Annotated in this window: 11 protein-coding genes and 1 pseudogene; 6 read left to right on the top strand and 6 right to left on the bottom strand. The window is 71.6% G+C overall.

Annotated features, from left to right (window positions below; genetic code table 11):
* Nucleotides 1–179 precede the first annotated feature (179 nt).
* The 4 genes from SNOUR_RS33935 to murJ all read left to right on the top strand — a co-directional run bounded on the left by SNOUR_RS33935 (nucleotide 180) and on the right by murJ (nucleotide 5366).
* Nucleotides 180–2603, top strand: coding sequence for a SpoIIE family protein phosphatase (locus tag SNOUR_RS33935; protein WP_067354736.1), 2424 nt, complete (start codon nucleotides 180–182; stop codon nucleotides 2601–2603).
* A gap of 99 nt (nucleotides 2604–2702) precedes the next feature.
* Entirely contained in the window at nucleotides 2703–2894 is a 192-nt protein-coding gene (locus SNOUR_RS33930; protein WP_039638455.1) for a hypothetical protein, read from the top strand.
* A gap of 74 nt (nucleotides 2895–2968) precedes the next feature.
* Nucleotides 2969–3244, top strand: a complete 276-nt coding sequence (locus SNOUR_RS33925; RefSeq protein WP_312636163.1) for a mycothiol transferase — start codon at nucleotides 2969–2971, stop codon at nucleotides 3242–3244.
* Between the two features lie 352 nt (nucleotides 3245–3596).
* Nucleotides 3597–5366 carry a murein biosynthesis integral membrane protein MurJ gene (gene murJ / locus SNOUR_RS33920; protein WP_079143036.1) on the top strand — a complete coding sequence of 590 codons (1770 nt, stop codon included), beginning with the start codon at nucleotides 3597–3599 and terminating at the stop codon, nucleotides 5364–5366.
* 122 nt (nucleotides 5367–5488) lie between these two features.
* Here murJ and SNOUR_RS33915 read toward each other — a convergent pair whose 3' ends face one another.
* Nucleotides 5489–5722, bottom strand: a complete 234-nt coding sequence (locus SNOUR_RS33915; protein WP_079143035.1) for a DUF8825 domain-containing protein — start codon at nucleotides 5720–5722, stop codon at nucleotides 5489–5491.
* Nucleotides 5723–5883: 161 nt separating this feature from the next.
* Complete coding sequence (locus SNOUR_RS48580) at nucleotides 5884–6216, bottom strand: hypothetical protein (protein WP_312636161.1); 333 nt, start codon at nucleotides 6214–6216, stop codon at nucleotides 5884–5886.
* Between SNOUR_RS48580 and SNOUR_RS48575 the strand changes: the two genes are divergently transcribed.
* Nucleotides 6166–6309 carry a hypothetical protein gene (locus tag SNOUR_RS48575; protein ID WP_312636291.1) on the top strand — a complete coding sequence of 48 codons (144 nt, stop codon included), beginning with the start codon at nucleotides 6166–6168 and terminating at the stop codon, nucleotides 6307–6309. The genes SNOUR_RS48580 and SNOUR_RS48575 overlap by 51 nt on opposite strands.
* 321 nt (nucleotides 6310–6630) lie before the next feature.
* Nucleotides 6631–6959: pseudogene (locus SNOUR_RS33905) on the top strand (branched-chain amino acid transport AzlD family protein).
* 125 nt (nucleotides 6960–7084) lie between these two features.
* On the opposite strand, the gene SNOUR_RS33900 reads toward SNOUR_RS33905, so the two are convergent.
* The 4 genes from SNOUR_RS33900 to SNOUR_RS33885 all read right to left on the bottom strand — a co-directional run bounded on the left by SNOUR_RS33900 (nucleotide 7085) and on the right by SNOUR_RS33885 (nucleotide 11701).
* Complete coding sequence (locus SNOUR_RS33900; RefSeq protein WP_067354731.1) at nucleotides 7085–7963, bottom strand: GNAT family N-acetyltransferase; 879 nt, start codon at nucleotides 7961–7963, stop codon at nucleotides 7085–7087.
* Nucleotides 7964–7997: 34 nt separating this feature from the next.
* On the bottom strand, nucleotides 7998–9449 hold the full coding sequence (locus SNOUR_RS33895; RefSeq protein ID WP_067359004.1) for an amino acid permease: 1452 nt from the start codon (nucleotides 9447–9449) through the stop codon (nucleotides 7998–8000).
* A gap of 162 nt (nucleotides 9450–9611) precedes the next feature.
* The gene (locus tag SNOUR_RS33890; RefSeq protein ID WP_067359003.1) at nucleotides 9612–10568 is read right to left on the bottom strand and encodes a SirB1 family protein; all 957 of its coding nucleotides are present in this window, start codon (nucleotides 10566–10568) and stop codon (nucleotides 9612–9614) included.
* A 314-nt stretch (nucleotides 10569–10882) separates the two neighbouring features.
* Nucleotides 10883–11701, bottom strand: coding sequence for an efflux MFS transporter permease (locus SNOUR_RS33885; protein WP_067354728.1), 819 nt, complete (start codon nucleotides 11699–11701; stop codon nucleotides 10883–10885).
* Nucleotides 11702–12527 lie beyond the last annotated feature (826 nt).

Here is a 12527-nt window from a genome sequence, read left to right as displayed (position 1 = left end):
GCGCGGGTCGGCATGGATCGCGGCCGGGTCCTCGGCGCCCCCACCCACTGTGCCAGCGACCGCCCGACCCCGCACCAAGGGACACCGGCGCCGCCGGTCGCCCGCTCGGGGCAGGGCCGGTTGTGCCGGTGGGGGCCGGGCTCGATGCTGGAGGTACTGAACCGGGCTGGGTTGATGCCATGAACGCATGGAACGCGGCGACGAGCGCCGACTTCCGTGGTCCCCTCGACGTCACCAGGGCGGCCACAGCGGTTCTGGACGCCCGGGGACTGGTGATCGGGTGGAGCGCGGCGGCCCGGAAGCTGCTGGGGTACGCCCCGGAGGAGATCATCGGCCGGCCGATCGGCACGTTCCTGCCGGACGCCGCGGACGCGGCAGCCGCGGCGGGGGCCGAGAAGCCGTCGCCCGCGGAGATGGTCAACATCGAGACCCGGACCGCACGGCACGCCGACGGCCATCGTCTGTCGGTGGCGATCACGATGTGTCCGCTGGCCGACACTCTGCCGGCGGCCCCCCGGGGACCGGCCCGGGTGATGGTGGCGACCGCACTGGACGACCTGCGGTACTGGGAGTCGCGCCAGGCGATGCTGCACGGGCTGGCGACGCAGTCACCGGTGGGACTGGCCATCTACGACGAAGCGCTGCGCCTGACGTGGTTCAACACCTCGTACGGACGGGAGATCGGGCTGCCGCTGCGGCAGTTGATCGGCAAGCGGGCCGACGAACTGTATCCGGGCGAGTTCGTCACCGAGGGCTACCCGCACACCCTGCACACGGTGATGGGCCATGTGCTGGCCACCGGCGAGCCCTTCCTCGACCTGCACTTCGTCGGCGAGCAGCCCACCGACCCGGGCACCAAACACGTCTGGTCCTGCTCCTACTACCGGCTCCAGGACCCGGACGGGCGGGTGCTGGGCGTGTGCGAGGACTCCTTCGACATCACCGACCGCTATCAGGCGCAGCGCCGGCTGAACCTCCTGGTGGAGGCCGGCCGGCGGATCGGCACCACGCTGGACATGGTCGGCACCGCCCGGGAGGTGACGGCGGTCGCGGTACCGGACTTCGCGGCCACGGTCACCGTCGACCTGCTGCGGTCGGTGCTGGAGGGCGGGGATCCGGAACCGGGCGAGGGCGGGATGCCCGAGCTGGTCCGGGTCGCCGCCCGCTCCCGGGACGACCCGCCGGACCGGCCGCCGCTCCCGCCGCACCCGATCGTCTACCAGCGGGGCACGCTCCCGTACCGGAGCCTGTCGTCGGGCGGCCTGATCCGCACGGAGCGGGCGATCGTGGTGCCGCTGCGGGCCGGCGGCACCCTCATGGGGCTGGTGGCCTTCGACCGCGGGGACAGTTCGTCGGTCTTCGACGGCGGCGAGATCGACCTGGCCGACGAGTTGGTCATCCGGGCCGCGGTCTCGATCGACAACGCCCGCCGGTTCGCCCGCGAGCACGCCGCGGCGCTCACCCTCCAGCGCAATCTGCTGCCCCAGCGCCTGCCCCCGCAGTCCGCGGTGGACATGGCCTACCGCTATCTGCCCAGCGACGACCGGGCCGGGGTGGGCGGCGACTGGTTCGACGTGATCGGGCTGTCCGGCACCCGGGTCGGCCTGGTCGTCGGGGACGTGGTCGGGCACGGCCTCCAGGCCGCGGCCACCATGGGCCGGCTGCGGACGACCGTACGGGCGCTGGCCCGGATGGACCTGGCGCCCGACGAACTGCTGAGCCGGCTCGACGACCTGGTGGGGCAGACCCCGGAGGAGCGCGCGGCGGGAGCCGTCGTCGAACCCGCCCCGGACGACGTGGCCACCGGGGTGACCTGCCTGTACGCGGTCTACGACCCGGTGTCACGGCACTGCACGACGGCCCGGGCCGGGCATCCGCCGCCGGTGCTGGTGGCCCCCGGCGGCGAGGTGTCGTTCCCGGACCTGCCGGCCGGTCCCCCGCTGGGGCTGGGCGGCCTGCCGTTCGAGTCGTGGGAGACCGAGCTGCCGGCGGGCAGCCTGCTGGCGCTGTTCACCGACGGGCTGCTGCGCGGCCGGGACCGCGACGTCGACACCGGCCTGGCACTCCTCGGCGAGGTGCTGCGGGAGAACCACCGGCCGCTGGAGGAACTGTGCGACCGCGCGGTCGCACAACTGCTGCCGAGCGGGGCGGCGCCGGACGACGCGGCGCTGCTGCTGGTGCGGACCCGGGAACTGGACGCCCGGCAGGTGGCCGCCTGGGAGCTGCCCGCTGAGCCGGCCGCGGTGAGCACCGCCCGCGAACTGGCCACCCGGCAGCTGGCCGAGTGGGGTCTCGCGGAGCTGTCGTACGCGACCGAGCTGGCGGTCAGCGAGCTGGTCACCAATGCCGTCCGGCACGCCTCGGGACCGGTGCACCTGCGGCTGCTGCGGGATCTGGCGCTGGTCACGGAGGTCTCCGACACCGGCCACACCTCGCCGCACCTGCGGTACGCGGCGAGCGACGACGAGGGCGGCCGGGGGCTGTTCATCGTCGCGCAGCTGGTGCAGCGCTGGGGGACGCGGTACACGCCGTTCGGCAAGACGATCTGGATGGAGCAGGCGTTCCCGCCGCACTACCCGGGGGCCCCGCGGCCGGTCGGCTGAGCAGGCGGCCCGGTGTACGCCGTGCGGGTCGCCGGTGCCCGTCCCATGATGGAACCAGCGAGGTCCCGGCACTCGGCGGGCGCGGACAGAGGAGGACCTGTGACGACCAATGGCAGTAAGACCCCGGCCGAGCGGCGGCCGGTGGAGCTGTACACGGGTAGCGAGCGGCCCTTCGACGCGGAGGACCTGGTCAGGGCATCGGGGCGCGAACCCACCCCACAGAGCCTGGAGTGGGCACAGCGCCTGATCGAGGAGAAGGGCCGAGCCGCCATCGAACGGTATCTGCCCTAGCAGCGCGCTCCGCCACACGCCTGTACGGCCCGGGTGCCACGGCCCCCGGGCCGTGACACGTGCCGCGGCCGCCGCTGGCTACCCTCTCCGTACATGACAACCGAACGCATCGATCCGCCCCGACAGGGACCACCGGCGCGACGGCCTTCGCCGCCTGGCAGGAAGAAGTGGCGCACTCCCGGCGCATCGAGAGGGCGGCCGAGTCGCTGGACCTCACCGCCTACCAGCCCCGGTGGGGCGAACACGTCTCGCTCCGGCTGATCATGCTGCACATGATCCACGAGTACGCCCGGCACAACGGCCACGCCGACTCCCTCCGCGAGGGCGTGGACGGCACCGTCGGCCCCTGATCCCGCGGCGCAGGCCGCTCACCGACAGCACGCACAAGGTCCCTTCCCCGTACGGGAAAGGGACCTTGTGAGGGTGAGCGGAGCGCCCGGCCGGCCTTGCACCTGCATTTCCCACCGGTTGGTGGACGTCTTTCCTTGGACCACGGACGCGCGACTCCCGTCCGCAGGACCGGAGTTCATTCATGATCATACCGAACTCCGGGGGCGCTCCCGACCAGGCAGACTTCCCCCGAACCTGACGCAAAAGTCCCGGCCCGAGGCAACCCGTGAACGGTGGGCCGACGCGGAATGCGAAGGTGTCATGGCGAACGACGACGGGCCGTGGGGCCCGTCCTGGTGGGGAGGAACGGACATGGCCGCGCCGAGTGAAGAGTCCAACGGGGCGGGAGGGCTGCCCAGCCGACTGCCGGACGACACCCTCCCCCTGCGCGTCTCCACCGCGCGGGACCCCGCACCTGCCGCGACGTCCGAACCCGAACCGAAGGGCGGCGGCTCCCGGCTGGCCAAGTCCAGTGCGCTGATGGCCGCGGGCACCATCGTGTCGCGGATCACGGGCTTCCTGCGCACGCTCGTCATGGCGGCCGCGATCGGCGTCGGCACGCTCAACGACTCCTATCAAGTCGCCAACGTCCTGCCCACGATGATCTATGTGCTGGTCGGCGGCGGCGCGCTGAACGCGGTGTTCGTCCCCCAGCTCGTGCGCGCCATGAAGAACGACGAGGACGGCGGCGAGTCGTACGCCAACCGCCTGCTCACCCTCGTCGTCATCGTCCTCGCCGGTGCCACGACGCTCTGCGTCCTGGCCGCGCCGCTGCTGGTCCGCGTGATGTCCCCGGACATCGCCGCCGACCCGCAACGCATGGCCCTGACCGTGGCCTTCGCCCGCTACTGCCTGCCGACGATGTTCTTCATGGGGATCCACGTCATCCTCGGGCAGATCCTCAACGCGCGCGGCCGGTTCGGCGCCATGATGTGGACCCCCGTCCTCAACAACGTCGTCATCATCGCCTCCTTCGCCGCCTTCATCTGGGCCTTCGGCGGCTTCACCGACTCCGGCGTGAGCCCGGCGACCATCACCCCCGAAGGCGTCCGGCTGCTGGGCCTGGGCACCCTGCTCGGGCTGGCCGTCCAGGCGTTGGCCATGCTGCCGTATCTGCGCGACGCCGGCGTCCGGATCCGTCCCCGCTTCGACTTCCGCGGTCACGGTCTGGGCAGGGCCGCCGGCCTGGCCAAGTGGACGCTGCTGTTCGTGCTCGCCAACCAGCTCGGCCTGATCGTCGTCACCGAACTCGCCACCAAGGCCGGCGCCGCCGCCGAGCGCGCCGGCCACCCCGGCTCCGGCATCACCGCGTACAACTTCGCCTACCAGATCTGGCAGATGCCGCAGGCCATCATCACCGTCTCGGTCATGACCGCCGTGCTGCCGCGGATCTCCCGCGCCGCCCTGGACGGCGACGCCGCGGCCGTCCGCGACGACATCTCCTACGGCCTGCGCACCTCGGCCGTCGCCGTCGTGCCGTGCGCCTTCGCATTCCTGGCCCTGGGCATGCCGATGGCCACGCTGCTCTACGCCAGTTCGGGAACCGAGGGCGCACAGGGCATCGGCCGCGCCCTGATGGCCTTCGGCCTGGGCCTCATCCCCTACTCCGCGCAGTACGTCGTGCTGCGCGGCTTCTACGCCTACGAGGACACCCGCACGCCCTTCTACAACACCCTGGTCGTCGCCGCCGTCAACGCCGCCGCGTCCGCGGCGTGCTTCGTCCTCCTCCCCGCGCACTGGGCGGTGGCCGGCATGGCCGCCTCCTACGGCCTGGGCTTCGCCGTCGGCATCGCGGTCGCCTGGCGCCGGCTGCGCAAGCGCCTGGACGGCGACCTCGACGGCCCCCGTGTGCTGCGCACCTATGTGCGCCTGTGCACCGCCGCCGCCCCCGCCGCGCTCGCCGGCGGAGCCGCCTCGACGGCCCTGCTGCACGCCCTGGGCACCGGCGCGCTGGCCTCCCTGGTCGCGCTGCTCGCCGGCGCCGTACTCCTGCTGGGCCTCTTCCTGGCCCTCGCCCGCCTCCTCAAACTCCCCGAGCTCGACGCCCTGTTCGCCATGCTCCGCAGCCGGCTCGGCCGCTGAGCCTCCTCCGCGCCGCCCCCGCCGCGCCGTCGCCGTCAGGCCGACGGCGCGGCGTCGTACCCGGCCCGCCCGGCCTGCTCCAGGCCGGCGGCGAGCGCTGCCGCGGGCGCCCGTGCGTGGCGTCATGGTCGGCGCACCTCCCAGGCCATCTCCTTCAGCGCCATCCGGGCGGCCGGGGCGTGGCCGGGGATGTCGGCCCAGTAGGGGTGCGTGGCGATCTCCACGGAGAGCCGCTGAAGTCGGCGGCGCAACACGGTCGTGCGCGCCGGACTCTCCTCGGCGGCGAGCTGTTGATAGGCGGCGTACCAGGCGGACTGAGCCTGTACGAGGTCGGCGGGAAAGGCGTAGTCGGTCACAACCAAAATTGCATCACGTGTTCGAATTACGGCGCAGCACTCACACGAGTGAAGATGGCCGACCCTCGTGACTGAGCGTTGTAGCCGGCCAGGGAGCCTCGTACCCGGCCAGCTGAGCGTGCGGGCCTCTGCATCGTCGACGACTGTCACCGGCCGGATGGTCATGGACTGGGGGCCGTCGACCGTCGGTCCTGCGCCAGCTCTGGCTCGGTCAGGTTCCCACCGGGTCCGTGACGAAGACGCTGTATGCATTCTCGGCGACGCCGCTGGTGAGCGGCGGCACGACGGAGACCACCTGGCCGTAACAGCCGGGACAGTTGTAGACGAGTGCCATGGCGTCGGTGCCGTTGGCCACGGTCATGTATCCCGTGGGCAATCGAGTGTTGATGCATGAGCCCGCGGAGGGGTTGTGGATACCGGGCCTTGATCTTCTTCATCGTCAGATGGGACTCCACCCGCAGCACGCCGCGCAGGCCCGTCAGCTTGCGGGTCAGGAACTCCTCGTAGGCGGCGCGGTCGGCGACCGCGACGCGCAGGAAGTAGTCCGGCCGCGGCCGATCGCCGCGGAATCGATGACGGCCCGGTAGCCGGAGATGACACCGTCCTCCTCCATGCGCTTGACCCGACATGGCAATACCTTCGGCCCGTGTCGACGCCCCCGCTCGGCCCGCGCCTCCCGCACCCTCCCCCCGCACACCGCCCCAGGCCCGCGCCGCCTTGAAGGACTCCGCCTCGGTGGGCCTGGGTCTCGTCCCGCTCGGCGGGCGATCTGCCCACCCCCGCCCTGGCCCTGCTCGGCGCGCTGGCCGCCCGCCTCGTCTTCCCCGACCAGGTGCTCCCGGCCGCGTTCGCCCTGTTCACCGCCGGGCTGCTGGCCCGCCACTTCGTCACCGGCAGGAGGTCCGCCCGTGCCTGACACCCGCTACCTCGTCGCGGCGGTCGCCGTCTCCGTCGCCGTCACGTGGGCCCTGCGCGCCCTCCCCTTCGCCGCGCTCGCCCCGCTGCGCGCCAGCGCGACCGTCCAGCACCTCAGCCCCCGCATGCCCGCCGGCGTCATGGTCATCCTGCTCGTCCACTGCCTGCGCGACCTGCCGGTGACCGAACCGCGCGCCCTCGCCCCCTGACGGCTCTGGCCGTCACCGTCGGCCTGCACCGGTGGCGCCGCAACCCCCTGCTGAGCATCCTCGGCGGCACCGCCATCCATGTGGCCCTGGCGAGCACGGTCTTCGCCCACTGACCGGGCGACCGGAACGCCCCGCCCGTACACCCCGCGCGCCCGCGCTCGAACGTGAGGGCATCGGCGTGCCCCGCCCCCCGTGGTGGGGCGCGGGACACGCCGGTCGCGTTCCGGAGCGGATTCCGTCAGCCCAGTTCGAGGCTGGTGACGCCGAAGGTGTGCGCGGCGTCCGCGGACGGGACCGGGCCGGTGTACATGCGGACGGTGTGGGAACGGGGGGTCAGGCCGCGGGCGGTGGCCAACGTGTGGGCGGGGGTGCGGGGTTCGGGGACGTCGATGCTGACCTCGTCCGCGGGGTCGAGGTGGGCGGTGAGGGCGTCGAAGAGGGCCTCCGCGGTCTCCGGGGTGTCGGCGAAGAGCGGGCCGATGCGGTGGCCGGAGTGGGCCGGGCGGAGCACGCCGTAGCCGGCGACCCGGCCGTCCCGGAGGTGGACCCGGGCGGTGTGGCCGGGGGCGGTCAGCCAGCGGGCGACGAAGTCGCGGCGGTCCGCGGGGAAACAGCGGCGGTCATATGCGGTGATCGCGTCGAGGTGGGCGGCGGTGACCGGGTGGGTGTCGGGCGAGGGCCGGGCGCCGGGGGTGGGGCGGCCGGTGTAGCGGAGGGTGTCGTGCGCGGGGGTGAAGCCGGCCCGACGGTAGGTGGCCTGCTGGGCGGGGACCGCGTCCAGGCCGACGGTCCGGGCCCCGGCGTGCGGGAAGGCGGCGCGCCAGGTGGCGAGGCCGAGGCCCTGACCGCGGAGACCGGGGGCGACGAGGTAGAAGCCCAAGAAGGCGTAGTCGTCGGAGTAGTTGACGATCGAGAGGGCCGAGACCGTGCGGTCGCCGAGGCGGCCGAGGAAGAAGCCGTCGGGGTCGGTGGGGTGGAAGTGGCTGATGTCGCCCTCGCCCGGGTTCCAGCCCTCGTCGGCGGTCCAGCCGACGATCTCGTGCCAGAGGTCCAACGGGGCCGCGGTGATGGCGAGTTCGCCGTCGTGGGCCGGGGCGGTGCGGGTGGTCGGTCGCATCGGGGGGTGCGTCCCTTTCTGATGGGGGCTTCGGTCAGATCAGGTCCATGGCCGCGACCTCGTCGGGGCTGCCGTAGCTGACCGGCCCCTGGAAGCGGCGGCGGGCGGTGGCGAACCACCAGACCGTGGCGATCACCAGGACCACCGCCAGTGCGATCGGCGCGTAGTTGAAGGACTCCGGGGTGACCGGGTACTGCTGCGGCAGCATGAAGAGGATGTTGCTCAGGGCGATCCAGATCACGGCGATCGCGGCGACGGGCTTGCCGTAGCGGCCGAGGTTCCACGGTCCGGCCTGGAAGTCGTCGAGCCGCAGGCGGAGGAAGATGGGCACGCCGTAGGAGAGGAAGAGGCCCACCACGTTGATGCTGACGACCGCGGTGAAGGCGGTGTGCGACCACCAGCCGGGGACGACCAGGAGCAGCGAGCAGACGGCGGCGAGCCAGACGGCCTTGACGGGGGTGCGGGTGCGGTCGGAGACCGAGTGCCACCAACGGGAGCCGGGCATCGCGCCGTCGCGGGAGAAGGCGAAGATCTGCCGGGTGTTGCTGGTCATGTTGGCGAGTCCGCAGAAGAGCATGGCGCCGATGACGATCAGCAGCAGGAACTTCGCGGAGTGCACGCCGAGCGCGTCGATGAGAATCCGTACCGGCGGGGCGTCGTCCGCCGCGGCGCCGCGATAGTCGCGGATGGCGTACACCAGAGCGAGCATGAGGACCAGTCCGGTGAGCGCGGAGCAGGTGATCGCCCGCATGATCCCGCGCGGGGCATTGACGGTGGCCTTCACCGTTTCTTCGGACATGTGGAAACTGCCGTCGAAGCCGGTGAACGTCCAGCTGGTGACGAGCAGACCGAGCATTCCGCCGTAAAGGGCGTTGGTGAAGCCGGTGTTGTTGACGAAGTGGGTGGCGAAGGACGGCTCTTGATGGTGTGTCGGAATCAGCGCGAGGGCGGCGACGATGACCACCATGCCGATCAGCAGCCACCACACGGAAATCCGGTTGAGCACGGCGACCAGTCGGACGGTGTAGGTGTTCGCCAACGCTTGCACCAGCAAAATCGCCGCGGTGATGCCGACCGTCTGCGGTGCGGTGGGCTGATAGGACGGCCATTGCATGGCGATGAACGCCTGGATGAAGGTGGCGGCGGCGAAGTTGGTGGCGGCGGTGCCGCCCACCTGGCCGACGAAGTTGAGCCAGCCGGTGTACCAGGACCAGGCGCCCTGGTGGCGCTTGGCGAGCTTGCCCGCGGAGAAGTAGAGCGCGCCGCTGGTCGGGTACGCGGAGGCGATCTCGCCCATGGCGGCTCCGACGAACAACACCATGACGGAGACGCCGATCCAGCCGAATACCAGGATCCGCGGTCCGCCGGCGTTCAGGCCGAAGCCGAAGGAGGAGAAGATGCCGGAAATGATGTTGATGATGGTGAAGGAGATGGCGAAATTGTCAAAGGCGCGAAATCTGCGGGTGAGTTTGCGCGGATAGCCCATGGCGTGCAGGGTCGCGTCGTCGTCGAGGGCGGCGGGGTCCACGCCCTGCGGAGTTTTCGAGCGGGTTTTTACGCGGGTCGGGGAGGACGTACGCTCGGGCACTGCCGGAACCTTTCTGCGGGTGGGGGGTGAATGCTGCGGCGAAGGTATACGGTCGGCGTGTCACAGAGCGTGCGGGACGGGAAGTCCGCACGCTCTCCGGGCTTTTGTCAATTGCTCCTCGGGGTCGCCAAAGGCGCTCCAGGGCATTCGGGAGGCATACGGGCCCATGGCCGTGAGGACTTCGCGGGCCTCGAATTCGTGTTTCGCCATGAACAGCGCATGGGCGAGATAGGCCAGATCGACGACCGGGGTGAAGCGGTATCCGGCCACGGTGGGGAACCAGTTGCGGTGCACGCCCGTGGCGGCGGTGATCCACTGCGGCTGCTCCCAGGTATGGTCGGCCAGCAGCATGTCGGGGTTGTAGTCCTCGACGAGTGCCACCAGGGGCAGCAGCCGGAGCGGCGAGGAAGCCGCGGCGCGCTGGCTGAGGAAGGCGGCGACGTCCCAGCTCGCGCTGGACGAGCCGCCGTACCGGGTGAAGAAGAAGGACAGGAAGCGGTGGTGGGCCTCGCGGTGCCAGGGGTCGAGCCGGAGGACGTGCGCGAAGAGATACCAGGGCCCGGTGGGCGAGGTCAACAGCCCCTGGGGGGCGGGGTCCTGCGGGCGGTCGAGACGAGCCAGGGCGAGCCGGGCGACCCAGGGGGTGGGGTCCTCGGGGGCCAGTTTCGCGGCCCGTTCGCAGGCGGTGCGCGCTATCCGCTCCAGGGCGCCGGCCCGGCGGTCGCCGGCGTCGGCCATGCGCAGGGTCCGGAGCATCGCCACCCGCGCCCATAACAGGGCGGCGTCCGGTCCGGGTTCTTCGGCGAGCCAGCGTTCGGCCAGGTCGGTACCGGCCGCCTCGGAGGCCAGCACCAGTGACCGGTGGGCCCGTAGCTCGAAATCCTGCCGGGTCTCCCGCAGTACCTCATGAGCGCTCAAGTAGCGCCCGGCCCGGACATCCATACACGCTCGCGCCAGCGCCCGGTCATCGGCTGCTGGACTCCATACGTACTGCCCCTCGAAAGAGCCGGCCGGCATGTTCCCCTCCCGGTCCACGCGGGTGCCTCGCGGCACCCGCGCATTCCGTCCATGCCGAATTCGGCTGGACCGCCGCCGCTGGTCAGTCGGCAGCGGCCCACACCCTACTCATTTCCTCCCCATCTCGAAAACAGTCGTCTGGAATATCTGGTTCCGCACCTTTTCGCCACAAGGCGTTTGAAACGGGAACCACCGCGCGGGAGCTTTTGTTTGGCATATTCACTCCTTCCCGCAGACCAGCCATGCCACCGCTCCGCCGAGCGCCGCGACCGCACCCGCGACGAGGAACACCGCGCCCAGACCTTCCCCGTACGTCACCGGTGGGGCGCCGACCCCGGTCCCCGGTACGGAGCGGTGGAAGACGGTGCCCAACAGGGCGATGCCCAGCGCCAGTCCGAGCTGGCGGGCGCTGTTGGCGGCCGCGCCGGCCACGCCGCTGTGGGCCGGATCCGTCGAGGCCATGGCGAGCGCCGGCAGGACCGGCGAGACCAGCCCGGCGCCCACGCCGGTGACGACCAGCCCGGTGTCAACACCGGCCAGTTCGCGCCGGGTTGGACGACCAGGAGGAGCAGCAGGTCCCCGGCCGCCACCAGGAGGGTTCCCCCGCCGACGCTCCACCGGGCGGGCATCCGGTGCAGCGCGCCGCCGGCCAGCGCGGAGGTGGCGAAGAAGGCCACCGGCTGGGCGGTGATGACGAGGGAGGTGGCGAACGCGCTGAGCCCGGCGCCGTTCTGGAGCCAGAGGGAGAGCACCGGCAGGAAGGCGAACCCGCCGAGGTAGTAGGCGCCGGAGGCGAGCAGCAGACCGTTGAAGGCGGGCTTGCGGAACAGCCCGAGCGGCACCATGGGGCGGGTCGCCGCGCGCTCCACGAGGGCGAAGGCGAGCAGCAGTACCACACCGAGGCCGAAGCCCAACAGGGTCGAGCCATCGCCCCAACCGGCCTCGCCGCCGCGGATGAAGCCGAAGGTGATGCCGGTCGCGGCGAGGCTGAAGGTGACGATTCCCGGCCAGTCGATCCGGGCCGCGCCGCGGGCGCGGTCGGCGGGCACCCTGGTGGCCGGCCACAGCGCCACGGCACAGACCGGCAGCGCACCGTAGAAGATCCATGGCCAGGACAGCAGTTGGGTGAGCATGCCGCCCGCGACGTTGCCGATGCCGGCGGCGCCGGCGACCGCCCCCCCCAGACGGCGAAGGCCCGGGCCCGGTCCCGGCGTCGCCGAGCGAGCCCGTCCCCAGGAGCAGTCCGGCCAGGGCGAGGGTGTAGCCCCACCTTGATGTAATGCCCTTATTCGGCAGAACCCTTACTCTTCTCGACGCGGTACGGCGACACCGCACCCGGCATCGGCATCGGCGCCGACACCGGCACCGGCACCGGCACCGACGGCAGAAGGCTTCATAAGGAATGCATAAGGGAATCGCCGGACAGGGAAACGATTCCCAGGAGGTCGACGACCCGTCCCTACGGACCGCCGACCGGCCCGAAGGCCGCCAAACATGAAATCGGCTCAAGAGCAACCGTAATTAGCGGAAGCTACTATCCGGAAGCGCGCGATCACATGTAGCGTTCGTTCGGACCGGTGACGTGACGGTTGTTCACGTCATGGCCGAGTACGGGCACGGGCGCGAGCGCTCTCCCCAACAGGGACGGGAGGGTGTTCGGCCCGTTGGGCGCACCCGCATCACGAGTGTCGGTGTACCGGCCCGGCCTCTCACCGGGCTGCACAGCGTTCGCGGCACAGCGGTACCGCACGCCGCACGCCGAGCACCGCCATGTCTGTCCGAACACGCCTGCTTTGCAAGAGGAATGGGCCCAGATCATGTTTATGAACGCGTCGACGACCCCCCTTGCGTTGCGACCGGATGCCGATTTCGGCCGGCCGGCAAAGGCCGGCCCCGGCGGAGGGCCACCCTTGGCGGTCGACCGGCTCCCCGACGGCAAGTGGCAACTCACCTTGCACG

Origin of the sequence: Streptomyces noursei ATCC 11455 (genome assembly GCF_001704275.1) — a bacterium.
In the GTDB taxonomy this organism is placed as follows: domain Bacteria; phylum Actinomycetota; class Actinomycetes; order Streptomycetales; family Streptomycetaceae; genus Streptomyces; species Streptomyces noursei.
Note: the sequence above shows the minus strand (reverse complement) of the source record. Positions and strands in the feature narration are given on the sequence as shown.